Raw genomic sequence first — 25109 nt, 5'->3', positions numbered from 1 at the left:
CGCGGGGCCGCGCGCCCAGGTCAGCCCCGCAGTGCCAGCGCCTGCCCCGCGACCACCAGCACCACGTGCTCGGACTGCTCGGCCAGTGCGACGTTCAGCCGGCCCAGCTCGTCCCGGAACCGGCGCCCGCTGGCCGTGGCCGGGACGACCCCGGAGCCGACCTCGTTGCTGACCGCCACGACCGTCCTGCGGGTCGCCCGCCAGGCTGCGGTCAATTCCCCGACACGGCGGCGCAGTTCGCGCTCGCCGCCCTCCGCCCACTTCCCGTCGTCCCACGCGCCGAGCTCGTCCATGGTGTGCGTCAGCCACAGCGACATGCAGTCGATGAGCAGGGCGGGACCGTCCCCCTCGGCCAGCAGCGGCGGCAGGTCGCAGGTCTCGAGCGTCTGCCAGGACTGCGGGCGCCGCTCCCGGTGCAGGGCCACCCGTTCCGCCCACTCCGCGTCACCGCCCCGGGCCCCGCCGGTGGCCACGTACACCACCTCGGGGCAGGCCGACAGCCGCCGCTCCGCCTCCACCGACTTGCCCGACCGCGCCCCGCCCAGCACCAGCGTGCGGCGCGGCACGTCGGGCACGTCGCGGAGGTCGCCGACCGTCAGTGTCGTGCCGTCCGGCACCGCCCGTACGCCGAGCGCGGCCAGCCGGCGCCGCAGTTCCGGCCCCGGGTGGACGCGGTGGTCGAGGTGGACCGCGACGACGTCGGTCGTGCTCCCGACCGCGCCCGCCGCCCGCAGCCGGCCCAGCGCGTCCGGCCGGCCCACCGCGTCCAGCAGCACCAGCCGGTACGGCTCCGCGGCCTCCGGCAGGCCCGCGGTGGCGCATTCCGGCGGCAGGTACAGCAGGCGCTCGCCCTCGGGGCCGGTCACCTCGTAACCGGAGCCGGGCGCGTCGACCGGCACCGCCCGCACCCGGTGCCCGGACAGCAGCGTGATCTCCTGGCCGGGCGCCAGTCGGCCCGGCGCGGGCAGTCCCGCCGGGATCTCCACGGCCGGGCCGTCGTGCGGGTGCGACAGCAGCACCTGGTGGACCCCGGCGAGCGAGTGGCCGGAGCGCGCCGCCGTGAGCGCGAGTCCCGGCGTCAGGTCGAGCAGCAGCACCCCGTCGACGAGCAGCGAGGTCGCCGCCCGCGCCTGGTCGCCCACGGCCGTCGCGCAGGCCGCGCAGGGGCAGCCGGGGAGGGGCAGGCCGTCCGGGCCCCCGGTGCCGAGGAGAGTCAGTTCCACGTGCAGATCCTCTCGCGTCCGCGCACGCTACGCTGCCGGACAGGCACCCCCAGGGACGAGGAGACGGACATGGCGTGGACGTGGCGTTTCGAGAAGACCGACGGCACGGAGGTCACCCCCGCGGTCGAGCCCGAGGAGTTCACCACGCAGGGGGACGCGGAGTCCTGGATCGGCGAGGTCTGGAAGGACCTCCTCCAGGGCGGCGCCGACCAGGTCCACCTCTTCGACGACGGCACGAAGATCTACGGCCCGATGAGCCTGCACGCCGAGGAGTAGGACCGTCAGGACCCGTGCCGCGGCGGCCGGGAGAGCCGGCCGCCGTACCGCCCCGCGTGCCGGGGGAGGGCCGGCGGGACGTCCCGCGACCCCGCCCCCGGCGCGCGGGGCGGTCCGCTACCCGAGCTGCCCCAGCGTGACCTTGACGGTCCTCTCGCCGCTGCCGCGCTGGAAGGTGACGTCCACCCGGTCGCCGGGGGCGTGCTGCACCAGGGCCTCGGACAGCGACTGCAGGGTGGTGATGTCGTCGCCCCCGACGCCGACGATGACGTCCCCGGCCCTGATGCCGGCCTTGTCGGCCGCCCCGCCCCGGGTGACCTCGACGACGCCGACCCCGGCGGGCTGGAAGTTCTCGTCGAGCACCGTCCGCGCGGTGATGCCCAGCGCCGCGCGGCCGGAGTCGACGACCTTGCCGTGCTTGACGATCTGGTCCGCGATGCGGGTGACGGTCGCCGCGGGGATGGCGAAGCCGATGCCGGGCGCGGAGGAGTCGCCCATGGTGGGGTTGACCGCGGCGAGCGTCGGGATGCCGATGACCTGGCCGGAGAGGTTGACCAGCGCGCCGCCGCTGTTGCCGGGGTTGATGGGGGCCGAGGTCTGCACCATGTCGGCCAGGGTGGCGCCGGTGCCGCCCTCGGCCCCGGTCTCGCTGACCGTACGGCCGACCGCGGAGACGATGCCCTGCGTGACGCTGCTGTTCAGGCCGAGCGGGCTGCCCATGGCGAGCACGATCTGCCCGACCTGGATGTCGTGGGAGCGCCCGAAGGACGCCGCGCGCAGGCCGTCCGGCGGGTCGTCGAGCTCGATGACGGCGAGGTCCTGCTCGGGGTAGGAGGCCACGAGCCGGCCCTTGTGGGGGGTGTCGCTGTTGGCGAGGGTGACCTCGAAGGTGTCGGAGCTGCCGACGACGTGGGCGTTGGTGACGATGTGGCCCTTGGTGTCGTAGACGATGCCGGAGCCCAGTCCCTCGGACGTGTTGATCTGGACGACGGACGGCAGCACCGCCTTGACGACCTGCTGGTACGAGTGCTCCAGATCACGGGCGGCGGCCCCCTCGGAGGCGGCGACGGGCGCGGGCGCCGAGGACGCCGCGCCGGGGGAGGGGTTGTCCTCCGTGCATCCGGCGGTCAGGCTCCCGCAGCACGCGACGGCCAGCAGCAGGGCCGCCGCCCGCAGCGCCGCCGGCGGCCGCCATCGGTTCGGCTTCGAATCGCGCATGACCGAAGTGTCGCGTTCGCGGTGCCCCGTCCCCGGTATCCCGCCCCGGTCAGTTCCGTACGCCGCACAGATGCAGCAGTGCCGCGACGCCCCGGTAGGGGTCGGTGCGTCCCGCCAGCTCCTCGGCGGCCAGCAGCTCCTCCGGCGCCTCCACGGCGTCGTCCGGCGCCGTGTCGGTGAAGACCCGCACCCCGTACCAGGCGTGCAGCGGCGCGCCGATGGCGCTGAGCGTGGTCGTGAGGTCCGCGCGCCGGTCGGCGCGGGCCGGCAGCCCCAGCCGGTTGGTGTACGTGTCGCCGCCGAAGGCGGCCAGCGCGCCGGCCCAGTCGCCCTGCAGCGCGGGCCGCATCGCCAGGGCGTCGGCGTTGCGCACCAGCAGCGACAGCAGCCCACCGGGGGCCAGCACCCGGGCGAGTCCGGCGACCATGGCGTCCGGCTCGGGCACGTACATCAGCACGCCGTGGCAGAGCACCACGTCGAAGCTGCCCGGCCCGAAGTGCCGGCCGGTCTCCCGGCCGTCGCCCTCGACGAGGGTGATGCGCTCGCGTATGCCCTCGGGCTCGGCGGCCACCGCCTCGCGCAGCACCTCCGCCATCCCCGGATCGGCCTCCAGGCCGGTGACCAGGTGACCGGCGCGGGCCAGCCGCAGCGCCTGGGTGCCCTGGCCGGGGCCGACGTCGAGGATCCCGAGCCGCCGCCCCACGGGGAAGCGCGCCGTGATCTGCTCGTCGAGCTGGCGTCCGACCAGCTCCTGGCGCACGGTGTTCCGGAGTCCGCCCAGCCGGTCCAGCCAGGTGCCGGCGGCGCCGGCGAACCCGCCGTTCCCGCTCAGAGCTTGGTGCCGCGCTTGACCTGCGGCTTCGGCAGGCGCAGTCGGCGCATCTGGAGGGTCCGCATGAGGGCGTAGGCCACGGCGCCCTTGGTGGGCTTGTCCGGGAAGCGCTTCGCCAGCTCGCGCCGCAGCAGGAGACCGCTGACGGCCGAGTCCACGACGATCAGCACGATCACCACGAGCCACAGCAGCAGCGAGATGTTCTGCAGCGCCGGGTTGCGGAGCATGCTGAGCACGAGGATGACCACGGCCAGCGGCAGGAAGAACTCCGCCACCCGGAACCGCGAGTCCACGTAGTCACGGGCGAACTTGCGCACCGGGCCCTTGTCACGGGCGGGCAGGTAGCGCTCGTCGCCGTTCATCAGCGATTCGCGCTGCTTGGCGAGGTCGGCGCGCCTGGCCTCACGGGCCTGCTTGGTGGCGGCCTTGCGGTCGGTGGGCGTGGTCACCGCCTTGCGGCGCTGCGTCTGGGCATCGCTGCGCTTGGGGGTGGGGCGGCCCTTGGGAGCCTGCGGGTCGCGGGATTGCCGGTCCTCCACCACGGTGGTGGACGCGGTCTGCTCGGTTTGGGAACGACGTCGGAACACGACTCCAAGGTTACGTGCTCGCCGGCGGGACCCCCAGCCCCTCACCTACTCCCTGGGCCTGAGGTCATCGAACTGTGATCGTTCCTAAGGATGAGCGCATCCGCAACGGAACAGTGGGGTAATGGAACCAGGCCCCGTACTGTGGGGTCTGTAGAGGTGTGCTGGCGAGCTGAATGAAGGGGGCGCGCGAGGCCCATGAGCGGTGTCATGAAGCGGATGGGGATGATCTTCCGCGCGAAGGCCAACAAGGCCCTTGACCGGGCCGAGGATCCGCGCGAGACCCTCGACTACTCGTACCAGAAACAGCTGGAGCTGCTGCAGAAGGTGCGGCGGGGGGTCGCGGACGTCGCCACCTCGCGCAAGCGCCTGGAGCTGCAGCTGAACCAGCTGCAGCAGCAGTCCGCGAAGTACGAGGACCAGGGCCGCAAGGCGCTCGCCCTGGGCCGGGAGGACCTGGCCCGCGAGGCGCTCTCGCGCCGGGCCGCCCTCCAGCAGCAGGTCACCGACCTGGAGACGCAGCACCAGACGCTGCAGGGCGAGGAGGAGAAGCTCACCCTCGCCGCCCAGCGCCTGCAGGCCAAGGTGGACGCCTTCCGCACCAAGAAGGAGACCATCAAGGCCACCTACAGCGCGGCCAAGGCCCAGACGCAGATCGGCGAGGCCTTCTCCGGCATCTCCGAGGAGATGGGCGACGTCGGCCTGGCGATCCAGCGGGCCGAGGACAAGACCGAGCAGCTGCGCGCCCGGGCCGGTGCCCTGGACGAGCTGCTGGCCTCCGGCGCCCTCGACGACCCGACCGGGATCGCCAAGGACGACATCCAGGCCGAGCTCGACCGCCTCTCCGGCGGCAGCGACGTCGAGCTGGAGCTGCAGCGCATGAAGGCCGAGCTGGCCGGCGGTTCCCCGCAGCAGGCCATCGAGGGCGGACAGCAGCAGGGCCAGACTCAGTCCCAGCCCCAGGACCAGCCCCGGTTCGACAAGCAGTAGACACCCCCGAGGAGGGCGTCGTGATCGTAAGGATCATGGGTGAGGGCCAGGTGACGGTGGACGAGGGCCACCTCGCCGAGCTCGACAAGCTCGACGACGAGCTCCTGGCGGAGATGGAGAGCGGTGACGAGGCCGGGTTCCGGCGCACGCTCACCGCGCTCCTCGACGCCGTCCGCCGGCTGGGCACGCCCCTGCCGGACGACTCCCTGGAACCGTCCGAGCTGATCCTGCCGGCCCCGGACGCCACCTTGGATGAGGTCCGGGCGATGCTGAAGGACGAAGGCCTCATCCCCGGCTGACACCAGCGACCAGCGCACCGCGTACGTGCCCCGGCCCGGTACCGCACCGGACCGGGGCACGGCCGTCCGTGGGGACCCGTACCGTTGATGAGCGTGCAGCATAGATCCATGAGGGACCGGGCCCGTCTGTGGCCCCAGGCCCACCCCATCGCCCTCGACGCCGGGCTGGCGTTCGCCGTCCTGGCGGTGATCATCGGCAACATGTTCATCGGGCCGCACACCGAGCGGTACGACGCCTCGGTCCCCGACATCCTGCTGGCCGTCGTCGCCTCCGCCGCGCTGCTGCTGCGCCGGCGCAGCCCGCTGGGCGTCCTCGCCTTCACCGGCGCAATCACCGTGGTCTACCTGCTCACCGCGACCGGCGAGGGCCGCGCCCCGGTGGCCGCCACGGTCGTCGTCGCGCTCTTCTCGGCGTCCACGCACACCGACCGCACCACCACCTTCCGGCTGGGCCTGGCGACCTGCCTGCTGCTGCCCGCGATCGCCATGCTCTTCGGGGCCCGGCCCTGGTACTCCGCCGAGAACATCGCCCTGTTCGCGTGGAGCGGCATGGCCGCGGCGGCCGGTGAGGCCACCCGCAGCCGGCGCGCCTACGTCGCCGCCGTCGAGGAGCGCGCGGAGCGGGCCGAGCGCACCCGGGAGGAGGAGGCCAAGCGCCGCGTCGCCGAGGAGCGGATGCGGATCGCCCGGGAGCTGCACGACGTGGTCGCCCACCACATCGCCCTGGTCAACGTGCAGGCCGGCGTCGCCGCCCACGTCATGGACAGCCGCCCCGACCAGGCGAAGCAGGCCCTCGCGCACGTCCGTGAGGCCAGCCGTTCCGCGCTGGACGAGCTCCGCGCGACCGTGGGCCTGCTGCGGCAGTCGGGGGACCCCGCCGCCCCCATGGAACCGGCACCCGGTCTCGGCGTGCTGGACCAGCTCGTCGACGGCTTCCGCCGGGCCGGACTGCCGGTGGAGGTCGTCGAGGAGGACCCGGGCACGCTCCCCGCGAGCGTGGACCTCACCGCGTACCGGGTCATCCAGGAGTCGCTCACCAACGTCCACAAGCACGCTGGCCCCGGCGCCCGGGCCGAGATCCGCATCGCGCGCGGCACCGGGACGCTGGAGGTCACCGTCGTCGACCGCGGCGGCCGCCCGCAGGCCCCGGGCGCCGCGGGCGGCGGTCACGGTCTGATCGGCATGCGCGAGCGCGCCGCGGCCCTCGGCGGCACCTGCGAGGCCGGCCCCGGCGCGCAGGGCGGCTTCCGCGTCCACGCCCGGCTGCCGCTCGCGGTGCCGGGCCGGCCGGCCGGCCCGCACGGGGATGGGAGAATCCCGGCATGATCAGGGTGCTGCTCGCGGACGACCAGGCGCTGCTGCGGGGCGCGTTCCGCGTCCTCGTGGAGTCCGAGCCGGACATGGAGGTCGTGGGCGAGGCCTCGGACGGCGCCGAGGCCGTCGCGCTGGCCCGCGACACCCGGGCGGACGTCGTCCTGATGGACATCCGCATGCCCGGCACCGACGGCCTCGCCGCCACCCGCGAGATCACCTCCGCCGAGGACCTGACCGGCGTGGCCGTCCTCGTCCTGACCACCTTCGAGGCCGACGAGTACGTCGCGCAGGCGATCCGCGCCGGCGCCGCCGGCTTCCTCGGCAAGGGCGCCGAGCCCGACGAGCTGCTCGCGGCGATCCGCACCGTCGCCGGGGGCGACGCGCTGCTGTCCCCGTCCGCGACCAAGAGCCTGATCGCCCAGTTCCTGGCGCAGAGCGGCGGGCAGCGCCCGCTGCCGGGGGAGGGCGGATCCGCGGGCCCGGACCTGGACGCGCTGACGGCGCGCGAGCGCGAGGTACTGGTCGAGGTGGCGATGGGGCTGCCGAACGACGAGATCGCCGAGCGCCTCGGGGTGAGCCCGCTCACCGTCAAGACGCACGTGAACCGCACCATGGCCAAACTCGGCGCCCGCGACCGCGCGCAGCTGGTCGTCGCCGCGTACGAGTCGGGTCTGGTGCGCGCCGCCCCACGCTGAGTACGACCGGCGCGTACCGCATCCGCAGTACGCCCCCGCGAGCAATCACGACCTCGGGCTGAGGAAACCACCCTCCGCGGCAGGAGAAAGTGGCGTGGGCTGACAAAAGTCCGCAACCCGAGACCATCCGAGCACTCTGAGCACAGAGAAGAGACCGCACCACGATGTCCTGGCTGTCCCGAATCAGCCTTGCCCAGCGCAGCCTGGTCGCGCTGATGGCGGTGGTCGCCATCGGCTTCGGCGCCATCGCGATACCGTCCCTCAAGCAGCAGTTGTTCCCCTCCATCGACCTGCCCTTGGTGTCGGTGATCACGACCTACCCCGGCGCGTCCCCCGACGTCGTCGAGAAGCAGGTCGTCGAGCCGATCGAGAACGGCGTCAAGGGCGTCGACGGCATCACCGGCATCACGTCCACGGCCAGCGAGGGCGCCGCCGTGATCATGGCCCAGTTCGACTACGGCAACGACAGCGACAAGCTGGTGGCCAACGTCCAGCAGGCCGTGAACCGCGTCTCCTCGCGGCTGCCGCAGGACGCCGACCCGCAGGTCATCGCCGGCTCGACGGACGACATCCCGACCGTCGTCCTCGCCGCCACCTCCACCGGCTTGGACCAGCAGGCACTTGCCGACGCGCTCGACCGCTCGGTCGTCCCGGTGCTGCAGGACATCGACGGCGCCGGTCAGGTGACCGTCACCGGCGTCCAGGACCGGATCGTCACCGTCACCCCCGACGACAAGAAGCTCGCCGCCCGCAAGCTCGGCGCCGCCGCCCTCGTGCAGGCGCTGCAGGCAGGCGGCCACGCCGTCCCGGCCGGCTCCTTCGACGACGGCGGCAAGAGCCGCACCGTCCAGGTCGGCGGCGAGTACGCCTCGGTGCGGGAGATCGAGGACCTGCGGATCCCCACGGCCTCCAAGCCCGTGCGCCTCGGGGACGTCGCCACCGTCGCGGAGCGCCCCGACGCCGCCGACTCCATCACCCGGACCGACGGCAAGCCCAGCCTCGGCGTCGCCGTCACCATGGACCAGGACGGCAGCGCCGTCGCGATCTCCTCGGCCGTCAAGGACAAGCTCGCCGACCTCGAGCGCGACCTCGGCAAGGGCGGCAAGCTCACCGTCGTCAGCGACCAGGGCCCCGCGGTCTCCAAGTCGATCCACGGACTGACCATCGAGGGCCTGCTCGGTCTGCTCTTCGCGGTCGTGGTCATCCTGGTCTTCCTGGCGTCGCTGCGCTCGACCCTGGTGACCGCGGTCTCCATCCCGCTCTCCGTCGTGCTGACGCTGATCGTGCTGTGGACCCGTGGCCTGTCGCTGAACGTGCTGACCCTGGGCGCGCTGACCATCGCCATCGGCCGGGTCGTCGACGACTCGATCGTGGTGCTGGAGAACATCAAGCGGCACCTCGCCTACGGCGAGGAGAAGCAACCCGCGATCATCGCCGCGGTGCGCGAGGTGGCCGGTGCCGTCACCGCCTCCACCCTCACCACGGTCGCCGTCTTCCTGCCGATCGGCCTGGTCGGCGGCTTGGTCGGTGCGCTGTTCGGCTCCTTCTCGCTGACCGTGGCGGCGGCGCTGCTGTCCTCGCTGCTGGTGTCGCTGACGATCGTCCCGGTCCTGTCGTACTGGTTCCTCAAGCCGCCGGCCGATGCGGGCCGGACCACGCCGGAGGAGATCCGGCGCCGCGCCGAGGAGGAGGAGTCCCGCGGCGCCCTGCAGCGGCTGTACGTGCCGGTGCTGCGCTTCGCCACCCGCCGCCGGCTGACCAGTGTCCTCATCGCCGTCGCGGTCCTGCTCGTCACCGTCGGACTCGCTCCGTTGCTGAAGACGAACCTCTTCGAGCCCGGCGCCCAGGACACCCTGACTCTCAAGCAGGAACTCCCGCCGGGTACCAGCCTGTCCGCTTCCGACGAGGCGGCCCGCAAGGTCGAGAAGTTGCTCGAGGGCATCGACCAGGTCCAGGACTATCAGGTCACGGTCGGATCCTCCGGCTTCCTGGCGGCCTTCGGCGGCGGCACCGGCGCCAACCAGGCGAGCTTCCAGGTGAAGCTGAAGAATGCGGACGACAGTGATGTCGTCCTCGACGAGATCCGGACGGGCCTGAAGAAGCTCGATGGCGTCGGCACGACCTCGGTCTCCGCCGGCGGCGGCTTCGGCAACCAGAACCTGTCGGTCGTCGTCAAGGCTGCGGACGCCGGCACCCTGGCCAAGGCCAGTGCCGAGGTGCGTGACGCCGTGGCCGATCTGGACGACGTCACAGACGTCACCAGCGACCTCGCGCAGAGCGTGCCCAGGATCGAGGTCCACGCCAAGCAGGCCGAGGCCGCCAAGTACGGTCTCAACGACGCCACCATCGGTGCCGCCGTCACCCAGGCCGTGCGCGGTACGACCGTCGGAAGCGCTGTGCTGGACGACACCGAGCGCGACGTGCGGGTGGTCTCCGGTCAGAAGGCCGGTACGGTCGCCGAGCTCACGGCCCTCACCATCCCCACCCCGGTGGGACCGGTGAAGCTCGGCAAGGTCGCCGAGGTCGTCGAGGCCCCCGGCCCGGTGCAGAAGACCCGGATCGACGGCGCCCGCGCCGCGACGATCACGGCGAAACCGACCGGTGACAATACCGGTGCGGTGAACGATGCCCTGACGAAAAAGATCGACGACCTCGATCTCCCCAAGGGCGCCACTGTCGAGATCGGCGGTGTCTCCTCGGACCAGGACGAGGCCAACGCGAGCCTGGCGCTGGCGATGCTCGCCGCCGTCGCCATCGTCTTCATGCTGCTGGTGGGCACCTTCCGCAGCCTGATCCAGCCGCTGGTGCTGCTGGTGTCCATCCCGTTCGCCTCGACCGGCGCGATCGGCCTGCTGCTCGTCACCGGCACCCCGCTGGGCGTGCCGGCGCTGATCGGCATGCTGATGCTCATCGGCATCGTCGTGACCAACGCGATCGTGCTGATGGACCTCATCAACCAGTACCGCGCGCAGGGTTACGGCGTGGTGGAGGCGGTCATCGAGGGTGGCCGGCACCGTCTGCGGCCGATCCTGATGACCGCGCTGGCGACCATCTTCGCGCTGCTGCCGATGGCCCTCGGGGTCACCGGCGAGGGCGGCTTCATCGCCCAGCCGCTCGCCGTGGTCGTCATCGGCGGTCTGCTGACGTCGACGCTGCTCACGCTGCTGCTCGTACCGACCCTCTACACGATGGTCGAGCTCCGCAAGGAGCGGCGGGCCAAGCGCAAGGCGCTCAAGGGGGCCGCACAGCCGGGCGGTTCCGGCGCGGGCGAGGCCGAGCCGACGCCCGAGCTGACCAAGGTCTGACACCTGTGAGCAGGGCCTGACGACGAAGGGGCCAGGGGCGAACGCCCCTGGCCCCTTCGTCCGTCGCGGCCGTGTACGGCTCTCAGAGGAAGAAGCCCGAGGGGATGTACGGCTGCGGGGGCCGCATTCCGCGCAGGCAGACCCAGCCGGACGTGGTGAGTTCCAGACCCGCCGTCAGGCCGACGTCCACCGCCCACTGCTGTTCGGCCGTCAGGTGGGGGACCCGCGCCGTGCTGCCCTCGGGCAGGCTGAGCAGCGCGGCGGTCAGCAGCCGGGACGCCAGCCGGCGCGAGGTCGCGGCCAGCAGCCGTACGTGGCCGTCCCGGTCGACGTAGCAGTAGCCGCTGCCGGCGAGGTCGTCCACGACCAACAGGGGGCACTCGGTCAGCAGTTGGTCGTGGTCGGGGCCGTGCGCGCCGCCCCGGGTGCGCCGGTCCACGGAGTCCATCAGGTCGCGGTGCTTGGCCGAGCCCTCGTGCACCGCCCCGTCCGGCGCCGGCAGATCGCCCTTGTGGACCGCGCCCTCCAGGCGCATCGCCGGGTGCAGCGCGAAGCCCGCCCGGCGGTAGGTCGCCGCCGCCCGCGGGTCGCGGGAACTGCAGATGATGCCGCGCAGGCAGCCGCGCCCGTACGCCATCGCGGCGGCGAGCAGTTCGCGCCCGACCCCCTGCCGTTGCGCCGAGGGCAGCACCGCGAACAGGGAGAGCCCCCACGTCCCCTCACGGCGCGTCGACATGGAGACGCCCAGCGGCATGCCGGACGTCTCGTCGAGGGCCAGCCAGCAGCCACCGGGGTCGGTCCGCGCGACGTACCGGTTGCGCCGCCGCAGCAGGGCGGCGCGCTCCGGGGGCGTCTCCTCGGGAGAACCGCCGCCGGGCAGGGCGCCCGAGGCGCCGAAGGCGGCGGCCGCCACGACCGCCACCGCTTCGGCGTCCTCGTCGGAGTCACGGAGGGGACGCAGGATCATGCGCCCATCCTGCCCCTACGGCAGGGCGAGCATCCGCTCCAGCGCCAGCTTCGCGAAGTGCTCGGTGTCCCGGTCGACTTGGATGCGGTTGACGACCTTGCCGTCGGCCAGCGACTCCAGCGCCCACACCAGGTGCGGCAGGTCGATCCGGTTCATGGTCGAGCAGAAGCAGACGGTCTTGTCGAGGAAGACGATCTGCTTGTCCGGGTGCGCCTTGGCCAGCCGGCGCACCAGGTTGAGCTCGGTGCCGATGGCCCAGGAGGAACCGGCCGGGGCCGCGTCCAGGGCCTTGATGATGTACTCGGTCGAACCGACGTGGTCGGCCGCGGTGACGACCTCGTGCTTGCACTCGGGGTGCACCAGGACGTTGACGCCGGGGATGCGGGCCCGTACGTCCTCGACCGAGTCCAGTGAGAAGCGTCCGTGCACCGAGCAGTGGCCGCGCCACAGGATCATCTTCGCGTCGCGCAACTGCTCGGCGGTGACACCGCCGCCCGGCTTGTGCGGGTTGTAGACGACGCAGTCGTCCAGCGAGAAGCCCATCTCCCGCACCGCGGTGTTGCGGCCGAGGTGCTGGTCGGGCAGGAAGAGCACCTTCTCGCCCTGCTGGAACGCCCACTCCAGGGCGCGCTGGGCGTTGCTGGAGGTGCAGATGGTGCCGCCGTGCCGGCCGGTGAAGGCCTTGATGTCGGCGGAGGAGTTCATGTAGGAGACGGGAACGGTGACGTCGGCGACGCCGGCCTCGGTGAGCACGTCCCAGCACTCGGCGACCTGCTCGGCGGTGGCCATGTCGGCCATGGAGCAGCCGGCCGCCAGGTCGGGGAGGATCACCCGCTGGGCGTCGGAGGTCAGGATGTCCGCGGACTCGGCCATGAAGTGCACACCGCAGAAGACGATGTACTCGGCCTCGGGGCGGGCGGCGGCGTCACGGGCCAGCTTGAAGGAGTCGCCGGTCACGTCGGCGAACTGGATGACCTCGTCGCGCTGGTAGTGGTGCCCGAGGACGAAGACCTTCTCGCCGAGCTTGGCCTTCGCGGCGCGGGCGCGCTCCACCAGGTCCGGGTCCGAGGGGGCGGGCAGGTCGCCGGGACAGTCGACGCCGCGCTCGCTGCGCGGGTCGGACTCGCGGCCCAGGAGGAGCAGGGCGAGCGGGGTCGGCTGGACGTCCAGCGGTTCGGATGTGGTGGTCACGGGCCCGAAGCCCTTTCTCTGCGGAACTGCGGCTCAACCTTTTCGTCGGTTTGACGCTATCTATCATAACCCGTTCGCGTCAGAATGACGATGGCCCTCGCGTCAGTGTGACGCATTACCCGTACGGGGCCCGGTGTGCGAGCATGGATGGCGCGCATAAGCATCGGACCCCGGAGGAATGAATCCGGGAAGCCACCGGTTCACCGTTGTGGCAGCATCCGTACAACCCGGGAGTGGATCAGATGACGGTTCAGGACGAGACCAGCCAGAGCGAGGGCATCATCCTGTCCGACGCGGCGGCCTCCAAGGTCAAGAACCTGCTCGAGCAGGAGGGCCGCGACGACCTCGCGCTGCGCGTCGCCGTCCAGCCGGGCGGTTGCTCCGGCCTGCGCTACCAGCTGTTCTTCGACGAGCGTTCGCTCGACGGCGACGTCGTGAAGGACTTCGGCGGTGTGAAGGTGGTCACCGACCGCATGAGCGCCCCGTACCTGGGCGGCGCCTCCATCGACTTCGTCGACACGATCGAGAAGCAGGGCTTCACGATCGACAACCCGAACGCCACGGGCTCCTGCGCCTGCGGCGACTCGTTCCACTGAACCCCGCGCGAAGGCGGCGGGCACCCAGGGTGCCCGCCGCCTTCGGCATGTCCTGACGCCCCCTGCGGGCGGCCCGCCGGCTACGTACGCGGCACCATGCTGCCGTCGGAGAGGTCGACGACCTTCCGGTCGCCCAGCGGCGTGTCGAGCCGGACGGTCCGGGAGAACCGCTCGGCGATCATGATGCAGGCCTTCCCGGGGTCCTTCTGCACCACCGTGACCTTCACCTTCACCACCGCACCCGACTCGTCGGCCGACGCCGTGTAGCCGCTGCACACCCCGCCCCAGAAGCGCAGCGTCAGCTCCGTGCCCTCGGCGCGGTAGGACTCCACCTTCGCCGTCGAGGCAGCCGGCGCCGCCGTCCCCGTGGGCGCGGGGGACGCCTCCCCGCCCCGTACGTACGCCGGGTCCACCGCGGGCCGGGCCAGCACCGACGGCCGCCGCACGCCCTCCTGCGCCACCTCGAAGAGCCAGGACGGCACCAGCGCCTGCCGTCCGGCCACGAACTGCGCCGACAGCCCGAACTCGGCCTTGCGCACCTCCAGCCGCCGGTCCGCGGTCGGCACGCAGGGGAGCACCTTCGGCAGCAGCGGGTCGTCGCCGGGCCCGCGGGAGGGCTTCGGCACCACGGTCGGGCAGTCGCCGAGCCCCAGATCACCGCCGGTGCCGGGACGCTTCAGCGCCTTCAGCGCCTCCGCGGCCGACCCCACCGGATAGGTGTCACCCCTGGTCAGCGGCGCCATCAGGCCGTACCCGGTGACCAGCAGCCCGTCGGAGGCGACCTGCAGCGCCGTCCGCCAGCCGTGCGTCGGCAGCCCCGCCACCCGCGGGTCCGCGGTGACCGTGCGCAGCACCCCCGAGACCTCGCTCGCGTCGGTCCGCGCGTCCTTCAGCCCCAGCGCCGCGAGGACCGGCGCCGCCCTGCGCAGCGCCTCCGCCGCCGGCACCGCGAGGTCGTCCCGCGCGGGCGCGCGGCCCTTGCCGGGCTTGCCGCCGTAGTACGAGTAGGACCAGGTGCCCGGCGCGTCCTTGTTCACCCGGAGCACCGGGCCGCCGCCGTCGGGCGTGCCGCCCGCCTTCCAGGCGCCGTGGTCGGACTTCACCGTGCCGGGCACGCCCAGGGCGCGCGCCAGCCGTTCCACCGCGGCACGCGGGACGCTGCCCGGGCGCTGTACGGCGGCGGAGGAAGGGCCCCGGGGCAGATCGCCCCGGACGGTGAGTTCGGCGCCGGTGCCGCCGGTGGCGCCGTCGAGCCGCAGCGGCTCCGGGGAACCGTCCCCGTTGGCGCCCGAGGCGTGCGGGACACCGTCCCGGGTGTCCGACGCGGCCCAGTAGGCGCCGCCGCCTCCGGCGGCCAGCACCGCGACGGCGACCGCCGACATCACCCACGGTGACCTGGGCCTGCGGCGCGGTCGCGTCGGCTCGCTCTCCACGATGGCTCCTTCGGCTCCGCGCAGCTGCGCACAGCTGCCGACCTCCCGGTCCTTCGACCGGGGGACGCCACTTGGACGGGCCGGAGCGCCTCGCGGTTCCGATCAGTCGCCGTACTCGGCCATGCCCTCGACGACGTGCGAGGACGCGGCCGGCACCGTGATCCCGTGCAGACTCGCCGGGCTGACCCGCGCGGACTCGCTCTCCGCGGGGACCTCCCAGTGCGCGGCCATCTTGCGGCAGTCACCGATCAGCTCGGCGAGCGACTCGGGGTCGTCGAGGGGCGCGGTGGGAAGAGGAGTGGTCATAGACACGACCATAGGTACCCGGCGTCACGGGAGAAAGCCCTACTATCGGGTAGTTTCGCCATGTCGGCGCCCACCGGCCCAGCCGGTAGCGTGGACAGGTACCGTCCGCCGTCCGCCTCCGCAGGAGCATCCCAGCCGTGCGTATCGCAGTCACCGGCTCCATCGCCACCGACCACCTGATGACCTTCCCCGGCCGATTCGCCGACCAGCTCGTCGCGGATCAGCTGCACACGGTCTCCCTCTCCTTCCTGGTCGACACGCTCGACGTCCGCCGCGGTGGCGTCGGTGCGAACATCTGTTTCGGGATGGGCCAGCTGGGTGTCCGGCCCGTCCTCGTCGGCGCCGCGGGCTCCGACTTCGACGAGTACCGCTCCTGGCTCGACCGGCACGGCGTCGACACCGCCTCCGTCCGCATCTCCGAGGTGCTGCACACCGCGCGCTTCGTCTGCACCACGGACGCCGACCACAACCAGATCGGCTCCTTCTACACCGGCGCCATGAGCGAGGCCCGCCTCATCGAGCTGCACTCGGTCGCCGCCCGCGTCGGCGGCCTCGACCTCGTGCTCATCGGCGCCGACGACCCCGAGGCGATGCTCCGCCACACCGAGGAGTGCCGCTCCCGCGGCATCCCGTGGGCGGCGGACTTCTCGCAGCAGATCGCCCGCATGAACGGCGACGAGATCCGGATACTGCTGGACGGCGCGGCCTACCTCTTCTCCAACGAGTACGAGAAGGGCCTCATCGAGTCCAAGACCGGCTGGACGGACGAGGAGATCCTCGGCCGGGTCGGCACCCGCGTCACCACGCTGGGCTCGCGCGGCGTCCGCATCGAGCGGGCCGGCGAGGAGCCGATCGTCGTGGGCTGCGCGGAGGAGGACGCCAAGGTCGACCCCACCGGCGTCGGCGACGCCTTCCGCGCAGGCTTCCTCTCCGGCCTCGCCTGGGGCGTCGACGCGGAGCGCGCGGCGCAGGTCGGCTGCATGCTGGCGACGCTGGTCATCGAGACCCTCGGCACGCAGGAGTACCAGCTGCGCCGGGCCCACTTCATGGACCGCTTCACCAAGGCCTACGGCGACGAGGCCGCCGAGGAAGTCCGCACCCACCTGCACTGACCCGCTCCCCGTTCACCACCCGACGGCGGCGCCGCACGTGCGGCGCCGCTGTAGTGCCATCCGATCCGCCCTCCCGCCCGGACGGCGGGCGCGGGGCTGCGGGCCGGATCGCTCACGGGAGGCCGGGGCGGGACGCTGTTCGCTGTGTGCGCACCGCCGCTGCCGCCCCCGGCGCCGCCGACGCTTCCCTGGGCACGTTCGGCGCGTGCACCGGGCCCGGCTGCCCGGACGGGTGTCCACCGATGGCGGAGCCCCGGCCGTAGGCATCCGACGTACCCCCAGTCGCGCTCAACCCGTACGGCCCGCCTGCCCGGACGAGTCTCGGCCGGTGGCGGCGCCGGCCGACGGCTCCCCTCCCGCCCCGGACCTGGGGGCAGGCCCCTCGGGCCCGGACGCGCGCAGGTCGGGCACACCTGGACGGCGGGGCGGCAGCCGTCGTCAACCGGCCCCGGGCGACGCACCGGCGTACCCGCGCCGGGCGGTCAGGCCCGTCGGGGTGTCAGGAGACGCGCCGCACCCAGTACGCCGTGCCGCGGGGTGCGGCGTGTGCGCCGAGGTACTCCTGCTCGCGCATGTCGCACCACGCCGGGATGTCGAGCCGGGCTGCCTCGTCGTCGGAGAGGACCGACACGACGCCCCCCACGGGTACGTCCCCGATGACCTTCGCCAGCTCGATCACCGGGATCGGGCACCGCTTGCCGAGGGAGTCCACGACGAGGTCCGGCCCGTCCTCCTCCTCGTCCGGCTCCGCGCCGGCCGTCCGCCCCGCCCCCGCCGCGGGCCCGGACGCGGGGGCCGGCGCGCCGAGCCGTTCCCGCACCGTCCGCACCACCCCCGGCAGCACTTCGAGGAAGCGGTCCACGTCGCCGGCCTCCGCCCCCGCCGGGAGCGAGACCCGCACGTTCCCCTCGGAGAGCACGCCCATCGCCTTGAGCACGTGGCTCGGCGTCAGCGTGCTGGACGTGCACGACGACCCGGAGGAGACGGAGAAGCCCTCCCGGTCCAGTTCGTGCAGCAGCGCCTCGCCGTCCACGTAGAGGCAGGAGAAGGTCACCACGTTCGGCAGCCGCAGCTCGGGGTGGCCCACCACCTCGACTTCCGGGACGAGTTCGGGCACCGCGGTGCGGATGCGGTCGACCAGCGCGGACAGCCGTGCCGCCTCCGCGGAGGCCTCGGCGCGCACCGCCCGCAGCGAGGCCGCCGCGGCGACGATCGCGGGGAGGTCCTCGAAGCCGGGCGCGCGTCCCGACTCCCGTTCGTCCGCGGGCCCCTGGGCGGCGAAGCGGGTGCCCTTGCGGACGGCCAGCAGTCCGACCCCGGACGGCCCGCCCCACTTGTGGGCGCTCGCCGCCAGCAGCGACCAGCTGCCCGCCACGGCTCCCCAGCCCAGTGACTGGGCGGCGTCGACGAGCAGCGGCACCCCGGCCGCCCGGCACAGCTCCGCGACCTCGTCGACCGGCTGCACCGTGCCGACCTCGTGGTTGGCGGACTGCAGGCAGGCCAGCGCGGTGTCCCCGCGCAGCGCGGCGCCGAAGGTGCCGGCGTCGACCAGACCCGTGCGGTCGACCCCCACCTCCGTGACGTCCGCGTCCTCCACGGCGTCCGCCGCCGCGTGCAGCACGGAGGAGTGCTCGACGGCCGAGACGACCACGTGCCGGCCGACCCGGCGCCGCCCGGCGAGGGCCCCGGCCACTCCCGCGTGCACGGCGCGCGTACCCGAAGGAGTGAAAACGAGTTCGTCCGGACGGCACCCGACGGCGTCCGCGGCGGCCTCCCGGGCGGCGTCGAGCAGCAGCCGGGCGCGGCGCCCCTCGCGGTAGAGCCGGGAGGGGTCGGCCCACCCCTCGTCGAGCGCGGCGAGGAGTGCCTGCCGGGCGACGGGATGCAGTGGTGCGGCGGACGCGGCGTCGAAGTAGGGCACGTGGTGCACGCTACGCCCCGGCGTCCGGCAAGGCGTCTGGGGACCAGTCAAAAGCCCCCGAAACGGGGCCCTCCGCAGGTGCGGAGCGGTGCCCGACACCCCTTCGGGGGCCGCCCCGGCGCGTTGGCACCCCTCCCCGCGCGCCCCAAAATCGAGTCCAGTAGGGTTTGGTCCGCATAAACATCCACACCACTGCCCGCGCCAGGGCGACCGACCAGCACAGGCCGGGCATCCGGACGCGTGGGCGAGACTCTCGGGAAGGCGCTACGTGAGTCCCTACGGCTCCGACCGCTCGTCGCGGCGCCCGATGCGGCGGATTCTGCCGCAGGCGCTGGCCGCGGGCCTGGTCCTTGCGACCGCCACCGGTTGCACATACGAGGACTTCCCTCGCCTCGGCATGCCCAGCCCCGTCACGGAGCAGGCTCCGCGGATCCTGTCGCTCTGGCAGGGTTCCTGGGCCGCCGCGCTGGCGGTCGGCGTGCTCGTGTGGGGCCTGATCCTCTGGAGCATCATTTTCCACCGGCGCAGCCGCACCAAGGTGGAGATCCCGCCCCAGGTCCGCTACAACATGCCGATCGAGGCGCTCTTCACCACGGTCCCGCTGGTCATCATCTCGGTGCTCTTCTACTTCACCGCCCGCGATGAGTCCAAGCTGCTGGAGACCTCGGCGCGCCCCGACCACGTCGTCAACGTGGTCGGCTTCCAGTGGAGCTGGGCCTTCAACTACGTCGAGGACGTCGACGGCAACCCGTCGACCCCGGCGGCCGGCAAGGTCCCCGCGGAGCTCTCCACGATCTCCGCGAAGAAGCTGGACGCGCCCGCGGGCGCCGACGGCGTCTACGACTTCGGCACGCCCGCCTCCAAGGACCAGGACACCGGCAACCCGGGCCCGACCCTGTGGCTCCCCAAGGGCGAGTCGGTCAGGTTCGTCCTCACCTCGCGTGACGTCATCCACTCCTTCTGGGTGGTGCCCTTCCTGATGAAGATGGACGTCATCCCCGGCCACACCAATGTCTTCCAGGTGACCCCCAACAAGGAGGGCACCTTCGTGGGCAAGTGCGCCGAGCTGTGCGGCGTGGACCACTCCCGGATGCTCTTCAACGTCAAGGTCGTCTCCCCGGAGGCCTACCAGCAGCACCTCCAGGACCTGGCGAAGAAGGGCCAGACCGGTTACGTCCCGGCAGGCATTGCCACCACCGGCAACGCCAAGAACGCGGAGACCAAGACCCAGTGAGCATTCTCAACGAACCCCACGGTGCGGCCGCCGCGCAGGACGACGCGTACGCGGACGAGCTGCCGGTCCGCACGAAGCAGCCGGGCAACGCCATCGTCAAGTGGCTGACCACCACCGACCACAAGACGATCGGCACGCTCTACCTGGCGACGTCGTTCTTCTTCTTCCTCATCGGTGGCGTGATGGCGCTCGTCATGCGCGCCGAACTCGCGCGCCCGGGCACCCAGGTGGTGTCCAACGAGCAGTTCAACCAGCTCTTCACGATGCACGGCACGATCATGCTGCTGATGTTCGCGACCCCGCTCTTCGCCGGCTTCGCGAACTGGATCATGCCGCTGCAGATCGGCGCCCCCGACGTCGCGTTCCCGCGGCTGAACATGTTCGCCTACTGGCTCTACCTGTTCGGCTCGCTGATCGCGGTCGCCGGCTTCCTGACCCCGAACGGCGCGGCCGACTTCGGCTGGTTCGCCTACTCCCCGCTGACCGACGCGGTCCGCTCGCCGGGCATCGGCAGCGACCTGTGGATCATGGGTCTGGCGTTCTCCGGCTTCGGTACGATCCTCGGCTCGGTCAACTTCATCACCACGATCATCTGCATGCGCGCCCCCGGCATGACGATGTTCCGCATGCCGATCTTCACCTGGAACGTGCTGCTCACCGGTGTGCTGGTGCTCTTCGCCTTCCCGGTGCTGGCCGCCGCGCTGCTGGCCCTGGAGGCCGACCGGAAGTTCGGGGCGCACGTGTTCGACGCCGCCAACGGCGGCGCGTTGCTATGGCAACACCTCTTCTGGTTCTTCGGGCACCCAGAGGTGTACATCATCGCCTTGCCGTTCTTCGGCATCATCAGTGAGGTCATCCCGGTCTTCTCCCGGAAGCCGATGTTCGGCTACGTCAGCCTCATCGCGGCGACGATCTCCATCGCCGGCCTCTCGGCGACGGTGTGGGCCCACCACATGTACGTCACCGGCGGTGTGCTGCTGCCGTTCTTCTCCTTCATGACCTTCCTGATCGCGGTACCGACCGGTGTGAAGTTCTTCAACTGGATCGGCACCATGTGGAAGGGCTCACTGAGCTTCGAGACACCGATGCTCTGGGCCATCGGCTTCCTGATCACCTTCACCTTCGGTGGGCTGACCGGTGTCATCCTGGCCTCGCCGCCGCTGGACTTCCACGTCTCCGACTCGTACTTCGTGGTGGCGCACTTCCACTACGTCGTCTTCGGCACGGTCGTCTTCGCGATGTTCTCCGGCTTCCACTTCTGGTGGCCGAAGTTCACCGGCAAGATGCTCGACGAGCGCCTCGGCAAGATCACCTTCTGGACGCTGTTCATCGGCTTCCACGGCACCTTCCTCGTCCAGCACTGGCTGGGCGCCGAGGGCATGCCCCGCCGCTACGCGGACTACCTGAACGCCGACGGCTTCACCACGCTGAACACCATCTCGACGATCAGCTCGTTCCTGCTGGGCCTGTCGATGCTGCCGTTCATCTACAACGTGTGGAAGACCGCGAAGTACGGCAAGCCGGTCGAGGTCGACGACCCCTGGGGTTACGGCCGCTCGCTGGAGTGGGCGACCTCCTGCCCGCCGCCGCGGCACAACTTCCTCACGCTGCCGCGCATCCGGTCCGAATCCCCGGCCTTCGACCTCCACCACCCGGAGATGGCCGCTCTGGACCAGCTGGAGAACGTCGGCGCGGCTCCGGCCGTCCCCGGCGGCGACGAGAAGGAGAGCGGCAAGTGAAGTTCCAGGGCAAGCTGTTCCTGTGGCTGTCCGTCTTCTTCCTGGGCATGGCCGTCGTCTACGGCCTGTGGTCCAAGGAGCCGGTGGGCACCACGGCGCTCTTCCTCTCCTTCGGCCTCGCCGTGATGGTCGGTTTCTACCTGGCCTTCACCGCCCGGCGCGCCGACACCGGTGCGCAGGACCGCGAGGACGCGGACGTCGCGGACGACTCCGGCGAGCTGGGCTTCTTCAGCCCGCACAGCTGGCAGCCGCTGCTGCTGGCCTTCGGTGGTGCCATGGCGTTCCTGGGCATCATCTTCGGCTGGTGGCTGATCTACTTCGCGTCGCCCTTCATCCTCGTCGGCCTGTGGGGCTGGGTCTTCGAGTACTACCGGGGTGAGAACCGCACCCAGTGAGCGCCCAGCGCCCACGCACCGCACCACGGCGAAGGCCCGGACCCCCGGCAGGGGGTCCGGGCCTTCGCCCGTTCGCACGCGCTCGACGGGCGGCGGAGATCATCTCTGCTTAGCGTGGTGACCATGGGTCACCTTTCTCCGCGTCGCCTGGCGACCGCGATCGCTGCAGTGACACTCTCCGCGCCGCTGGCCTCCTGTTCGGGCGGCGGCGATCCCCTCGCCACCGCCCCCTACGACGCCGCCGGCCAGGTCGTGTGGACCGGGGGAACCGCCGGGTCGAAGAAGGCCGACCCCAAGAAGCCGCTGGAAATCACCGTCAAGGGTGACGGCAACCGCATCACCGATGTGACGGCCTCCGACGGTTCGGGACGCTACGTCAGCGGCCGGCTGTCCGCGGACGGCAAGCGCTGGCGCAGCACCTCCAAGCTCTCCTCCGCGGCGCACTACGTCGTCAAGGTGACCACCGAGGACAAGGAGGGCCGCCAGGGCCGCAAGACGCTCTCCGTCGACACCACGGGAACCAAGCGCCACCTGAAGGTCACCTTCGGACCGGAGAGCGGCACCTACGGCGTCGGCCAGCCCATCACCGCCGAGCTCAGCGCGGCCGTCAAGGACGCCCTCGGCCGGAGCGTGGTCGAGCGCAACCTCCACGTCAACGCCTCACCGGCGGCGGAGGAGGGCGCCTGGTACTGGGTCGACGACAAGACCCTGCACTACCGCCCCCGCACCTACTGGCCCGCGCACGCCCGCATCGACGTCCGCAGCACCCTGGACGACGTGCACATCAAGGGCTCGCTCTACGGCGGCGACGTCAAGCCGCTGACGCTGCGCACCGGCGACCGCATCGAGGCCGTCACCGACGCGGCCACCCACACCATGACGTTCAAGCGCAACGGCAAGCTCGTCCGCACCATCCCGGTGACGACCGGCAAGCCCGGCTTCTCCACCCGCAACGGCATCAAGGTGGTGCTGGGCCAGGAGGCCAACGTACGGATGCGCAGCGAGACCGTCGGCATCGCCTCGGGCAGCTCCGACTCCTACGACCTGCCCGTCCAGTGGGCCACCCGGGTGACCTGGAGCGGGGAGTACGTGCACGCGGCGCCGTGGTCGGTGGGCTCGCAGGGGATCGCCAACGTCAGCCACGGCTGCGTCGGGATGAGCACCGAGAACGCCCACTGGTTCTACGACAACGTGCGCGTCGGAGACCTCGTCTCGGTCGTCCACAGCCTCGGCGACGAGATGCCCGCCTTCGGCAACGGCTTCGGCGACTGGAACCTGTCCTGGAGCGACTGGCGCAAGGGCAGCGCGACAGGAACGCGCAAGGGCGCCGACCCGGCCGTGGCAGACCGTACCGACGCCCCTGGAGCCCGCCTGCAGCCCGAGATGTGAGGCTACGCGTCGACGGCCAGCCGCTGCCTCAGCAGCCCCGTCAGGGCCTCGCTCAGCGCGACCGGGTCGACCGGGTGGCTCACCGCCGCGTCGGCCCGGCTCCAACTCGCCAGCCAGGCGTCCTGGGGGCGGCCGATGAGCACCAGCACCGGCGGGCAGCGGAAGATCTCGTCCTTCACCTGGCGGCACACGCCCATGCCGCCGGCCGGGACGGCCTCGCCGTCGAACACGCACGCGTCGATGCCGCCGTTCTCCAGCGCGCTGAGGACCGCCGGGAGGGTCGCGCACTCCACGTACTCGACCGGCGGCAGGTCGCTCGCGGGGCGGCGGCCGACGGCCAGACGGACCTGTTCCCGGGTGTTCCTGTCGTCGCTGTAGACCAGCACCGTCGCGGTCGTCTGCATCCGTGCCTCCTCGCCCTCGTGGAGTCGCCTGCCTGTGGCCGAACCTTACTCCCGAGCACGGTGCTTCGAGGAGGGTTAGCTCCTTCGAGCGACGCCTTTCCCTACCTCAAGGGCCTTGACACACCGAATGGCACCCCCCGGAGTGAGCGCGAGATAAGCGACCGACATAATGTCGGTCGTGGCGACAGCAACAGCAGTAGAAACCGGGCACGCGCACCCGTCGGTCAACCGGCCGAACCTCACCAGCGTCGGAACCATCATCTGGCTGAGTTCCGAGCTGATGTTCTTCGCGGCCCTCTTCGCGATGTACTTCACCCTTCGCTCGGTGACGGGTGCCGAGTACTGGAAGGCGCACGCCGACGTCCTGGACATCCCGTTCTCGGCGACGAACACCACGATCCTCGTGCTCTCCTCCTTCACCTGCCAGATGGGTGTCTTCGCCGCCGAGCGCGGCGATGTGAAGAAGCTGCGCGCGTGGTTCATCGTGACGTTCATCATGGGCGCGATCTTCATCGGCGGTCAGATCTTCGAGTACACCAACCTGGTGAAGGAGGACGGGCTCTCGCTCTCCTCCGACCCCTACGGTTCGGTGTTCTACCTGACCACCGGATTCCACGGTCTGCACGTGACGGGTGGTCTCATCGCCTTCCTGCTGGTCCTGGGACGGACCTACGCGGCACGGCGGTTCACCCACGAGCAGGCCACCGCGGCCATCGTCGTGTCCTACTACTGGCACTTCGTCGATGTCGTCTGGATCGGCCTCTTCGCCACGATCTACCTGATCAAGTAGTCGGGCCCCGCGCGCGGGTCGCGCACACGGTCACGACATCCAGAACCATCGACGCAAGAGATCCTGACACCGGGGTAATCCGTGAAAAAGCTCTCCGCACGACGGCGCCACCCGCTGGCGGCGCTCGTCGTCCTACTTGTCGCGCTCACGGCCATCGGGGGGCTGTACGCCGCGCTCGCGCCGGCGCCCAAGGCGCAGGCGGACGACAGCTCGCAGTCCCTCGCCATCGAAGAGGGCAAGAAGCTGTTCACCGTCGGCTGCTCCAGCTGCCACGGTACGTCGGGGCAGGGCGGCAGTGACGGCCCGAGCCTCGTCGGCGTCGGCTCCGCGGCCGTGGACTTCCAGGTCGGCACCGGCCGCATGCCGGCCCAGCAGCCCGGCGCCCAGGTGCCGCGCAAGAAGGTCATCTACACGCAGAAGCAGATCGACCAGCTCGCGGCCTACATCGCCTCGCTGGGCCCCGGCCCCGTCACGCCCACCGAGGAGCAGTACGACCCGGCCGGCGCCGACGCCGCGCGCGGCGGGGAGCTGTTCCGCACCAACTGCGCCCAGTGCCACAACTACCAGGGCAAGGGCGGCGCGCTGACGCACGGCAAGTACGCTCCCACGCTCGAGGGCGTGAGTGACAAGCACCTGTACGAGGCCATGCTGACCGGCCCGCAGAACATGCCGTCCTTCCCCGACACGACGATGCCGGAGGAGAACAAGCGGGAGATCATCGCGTACCTCGACGCCGTCAACGGCGAGGGCGCACCGAGCCCCGGCGGCATGTCGCTGGGCAGCCTCGGCCCGGTCACCGAGGGTCTCTTCGGCTGGATCTTCGGCCTCGGGGCCCTGATCGCCTGCGCCATTTGGCTCGCGGCCCACACCACCAAGGCGAAGAAGTCATGAGTCAG

24 protein-coding genes are annotated in these 25109 nt (G+C 71.8%); 14 read left to right on the top strand and 10 right to left on the bottom strand.

Going from position 1 to position 25109, the window contains the following annotated elements:
• Positions 1–20 precede the first annotated feature (20 nt).
• Positions 21–1223 carry a bifunctional adenosylcobinamide kinase/adenosylcobinamide-phosphate guanylyltransferase gene (locus ACZ7MY_RS00180; RefSeq protein ID WP_499598092.1) on the bottom strand — a complete coding sequence of 401 codons (1203 nt, stop codon included), beginning with the start codon at positions 1221–1223 and terminating at the stop codon, positions 21–23.
• Between the two features lie 69 nt (positions 1224–1292).
• On the opposite strand from ACZ7MY_RS00180, the gene ACZ7MY_RS00175 reads away from it, so the two are divergent.
• Positions 1293–1499, top strand: a complete 207-nt coding sequence (locus ACZ7MY_RS00175; RefSeq protein WP_499598089.1) for a hypothetical protein — start codon at positions 1293–1295, stop codon at positions 1497–1499.
• Between the two features lie 117 nt (positions 1500–1616).
• Here the strand turns inward: ACZ7MY_RS00175 and ACZ7MY_RS00170 are convergent, their stop codons facing one another.
• The 3 genes from ACZ7MY_RS00170 to ACZ7MY_RS00160 form a co-directional block, all read right to left on the bottom strand.
• Positions 1617–2717, bottom strand: a complete 1101-nt coding sequence (locus ACZ7MY_RS00170; protein WP_499598086.1) for a S1C family serine protease — start codon at positions 2715–2717, stop codon at positions 1617–1619.
• 49 nt (positions 2718–2766) lie between these two features.
• Positions 2767–3477 carry a class I SAM-dependent methyltransferase gene (locus tag ACZ7MY_RS00165; protein ID WP_499598084.1) on the bottom strand — a complete coding sequence of 237 codons (711 nt, stop codon included), beginning with the start codon at positions 3475–3477 and terminating at the stop codon, positions 2767–2769.
• A gap of 68 nt (positions 3478–3545) precedes the next feature.
• On the bottom strand, positions 3546–4136 hold the full coding sequence (locus ACZ7MY_RS00160) for a DUF3043 domain-containing protein (RefSeq protein ID WP_499598082.1): 591 nt from the start codon (positions 4134–4136) through the stop codon (positions 3546–3548).
• A gap of 195 nt (positions 4137–4331) precedes the next feature.
• Here ACZ7MY_RS00160 and ACZ7MY_RS00155 point away from each other — a divergent pair, with 195 nt between their 5' ends.
• The 5 genes from ACZ7MY_RS00155 to ACZ7MY_RS00135 all read left to right on the top strand — a co-directional run bounded on the left by ACZ7MY_RS00155 (position 4332) and on the right by ACZ7MY_RS00135 (position 10736).
• Positions 4332–5123 carry a PspA/IM30 family protein gene (locus tag ACZ7MY_RS00155; RefSeq protein WP_018557019.1) on the top strand — a complete coding sequence of 264 codons (792 nt, stop codon included), beginning with the start codon at positions 4332–4334 and terminating at the stop codon, positions 5121–5123.
• A 20-nt stretch (positions 5124–5143) separates the two neighbouring features.
• Positions 5144–5422 carry a PspA-associated protein PspAA gene (gene pspAA, locus ACZ7MY_RS00150; protein WP_499598079.1) on the top strand — a complete coding sequence of 93 codons (279 nt, stop codon included), beginning with the start codon at positions 5144–5146 and terminating at the stop codon, positions 5420–5422.
• A gap of 108 nt (positions 5423–5530) precedes the next feature.
• Positions 5531–6748 (top strand): sensor histidine kinase, encoded by a 1218-nt coding sequence (locus tag ACZ7MY_RS00145; RefSeq protein ID WP_499598077.1) that lies wholly within the window; start codon positions 5531–5533, stop codon positions 6746–6748.
• The gene (locus tag ACZ7MY_RS00140; protein WP_499598074.1) at positions 6745–7431 is read left to right on the top strand and encodes a response regulator transcription factor; all 687 of its coding nucleotides are present in this window, start codon (positions 6745–6747) and stop codon (positions 7429–7431) included. Before ACZ7MY_RS00145 ends, ACZ7MY_RS00140 begins: the two co-directional genes overlap by 4 nt.
• A gap of 164 nt (positions 7432–7595) precedes the next feature.
• A complete protein-coding gene (locus ACZ7MY_RS00135) occupies positions 7596–10736 on the top strand; it encodes an efflux RND transporter permease subunit (RefSeq protein ID WP_499598072.1) in 3141 nt (1046 codons plus the stop codon).
• Positions 10737–10818: 82 nt separating this feature from the next.
• Here the strand turns inward: ACZ7MY_RS00135 and ACZ7MY_RS00130 are convergent, their stop codons facing one another.
• Both ACZ7MY_RS00130 and nadA read right to left on the bottom strand, forming a co-directional pair.
• The gene (locus ACZ7MY_RS00130) at positions 10819–11703 is read right to left on the bottom strand and encodes a GNAT family N-acetyltransferase (protein WP_499598069.1); all 885 of its coding nucleotides are present in this window, start codon (positions 11701–11703) and stop codon (positions 10819–10821) included.
• A 15-nt stretch (positions 11704–11718) separates the two neighbouring features.
• Positions 11719–12894: a quinolinate synthase NadA gene (gene nadA / locus ACZ7MY_RS00125; protein WP_499598067.1), complete on the bottom strand. Its 1176-nt coding sequence runs from the start codon at positions 12892–12894 to the stop codon at positions 11719–11721.
• 242 nt (positions 12895–13136) lie between these two features.
• On the opposite strand from nadA, the gene ACZ7MY_RS00120 reads away from it, so the two are divergent.
• Positions 13137–13490 (top strand): iron-sulfur cluster assembly accessory protein, encoded by a 354-nt coding sequence (locus ACZ7MY_RS00120; RefSeq protein WP_319134051.1) that lies wholly within the window; start codon positions 13137–13139, stop codon positions 13488–13490.
• Between the two features lie 80 nt (positions 13491–13570).
• Here the strand turns inward: ACZ7MY_RS00120 and ACZ7MY_RS00115 are convergent, their stop codons facing one another.
• Both ACZ7MY_RS00115 and ACZ7MY_RS00110 read right to left on the bottom strand, forming a co-directional pair.
• Complete coding sequence (locus tag ACZ7MY_RS00115) at positions 13571–14923, bottom strand: hypothetical protein (RefSeq protein ID WP_499598063.1); 1353 nt, start codon at positions 14921–14923, stop codon at positions 13571–13573.
• Between the two features lie 102 nt (positions 14924–15025).
• Positions 15026–15229 carry a hypothetical protein gene (locus ACZ7MY_RS00110; RefSeq protein ID WP_499598061.1) on the bottom strand — a complete coding sequence of 68 codons (204 nt, stop codon included), beginning with the start codon at positions 15227–15229 and terminating at the stop codon, positions 15026–15028.
• A gap of 137 nt (positions 15230–15366) precedes the next feature.
• On the opposite strand from ACZ7MY_RS00110, the gene ACZ7MY_RS00105 reads away from it, so the two are divergent.
• Positions 15367–16341, top strand: coding sequence for a carbohydrate kinase family protein (locus ACZ7MY_RS00105; RefSeq protein ID WP_499598058.1), 975 nt, complete (start codon positions 15367–15369; stop codon positions 16339–16341).
• A gap of 499 nt (positions 16342–16840) precedes the next feature.
• Here the strand turns inward: ACZ7MY_RS00105 and ACZ7MY_RS00100 are convergent, their stop codons facing one another.
• Positions 16841–18262 (bottom strand): cysteine desulfurase/sulfurtransferase TusA family protein, encoded by a 1422-nt coding sequence (locus ACZ7MY_RS00100; RefSeq protein ID WP_499598055.1) that lies wholly within the window; start codon positions 18260–18262, stop codon positions 16841–16843.
• 268 nt (positions 18263–18530) lie between these two features.
• Here ACZ7MY_RS00100 and ctaC point away from each other — a divergent pair, with 268 nt between their 5' ends.
• The 4 genes from ctaC to ACZ7MY_RS00080 all read left to right on the top strand — a co-directional run bounded on the left by ctaC (position 18531) and on the right by ACZ7MY_RS00080 (position 23019).
• Positions 18531–19496 (top strand): aa3-type cytochrome oxidase subunit II, encoded by a 966-nt coding sequence (ctaC, locus tag ACZ7MY_RS00095; protein ID WP_499598052.1) that lies wholly within the window; start codon positions 18531–18533, stop codon positions 19494–19496.
• Entirely contained in the window at positions 19493–21235 is a 1743-nt protein-coding gene (gene ctaD / locus ACZ7MY_RS00090; RefSeq protein ID WP_499598049.1) for an aa3-type cytochrome oxidase subunit I, read from the top strand. Before ctaC ends, ctaD begins: the two co-directional genes overlap by 4 nt.
• A complete protein-coding gene (locus ACZ7MY_RS00085; protein ID WP_018557033.1) occupies positions 21232–21630 on the top strand; it encodes a cytochrome c oxidase subunit 4 in 399 nt (132 codons plus the stop codon). Before ctaD ends, ACZ7MY_RS00085 begins: the two co-directional genes overlap by 4 nt.
• Before the next feature lie 123 nt (positions 21631–21753).
• A complete protein-coding gene (locus ACZ7MY_RS00080) occupies positions 21754–23019 on the top strand; it encodes a L,D-transpeptidase (protein WP_499598046.1) in 1266 nt (421 codons plus the stop codon).
• A gap of 2 nt (positions 23020–23021) precedes the next feature.
• Here the strand turns inward: ACZ7MY_RS00080 and ACZ7MY_RS00075 are convergent, their stop codons facing one another.
• Entirely contained in the window at positions 23022–23423 is a 402-nt protein-coding gene (locus ACZ7MY_RS00075; protein ID WP_499598043.1) for a hypothetical protein, read from the bottom strand.
• 169 nt (positions 23424–23592) lie between these two features.
• Between ACZ7MY_RS00075 and ctaE the strand changes: the two genes are divergently transcribed.
• A complete protein-coding gene (gene ctaE / locus ACZ7MY_RS00070; protein WP_319163544.1) occupies positions 23593–24213 on the top strand; it encodes an aa3-type cytochrome oxidase subunit III in 621 nt (206 codons plus the stop codon).
• A gap of 81 nt (positions 24214–24294) precedes the next feature.
• Positions 24295–25104, top strand: coding sequence for a cytochrome bc1 complex diheme cytochrome c subunit (qcrC, locus tag ACZ7MY_RS00065; RefSeq protein WP_499598040.1), 810 nt, complete (start codon positions 24295–24297; stop codon positions 25102–25104).
• The last annotated feature ends 5 nt before the right edge of the window (positions 25105–25109 follow it).

The organism is Streptomyces sp. NPDC111520, assembly GCF_055635295.1.
This window is presented reverse-complemented; position numbering and strand designations above follow the sequence as displayed.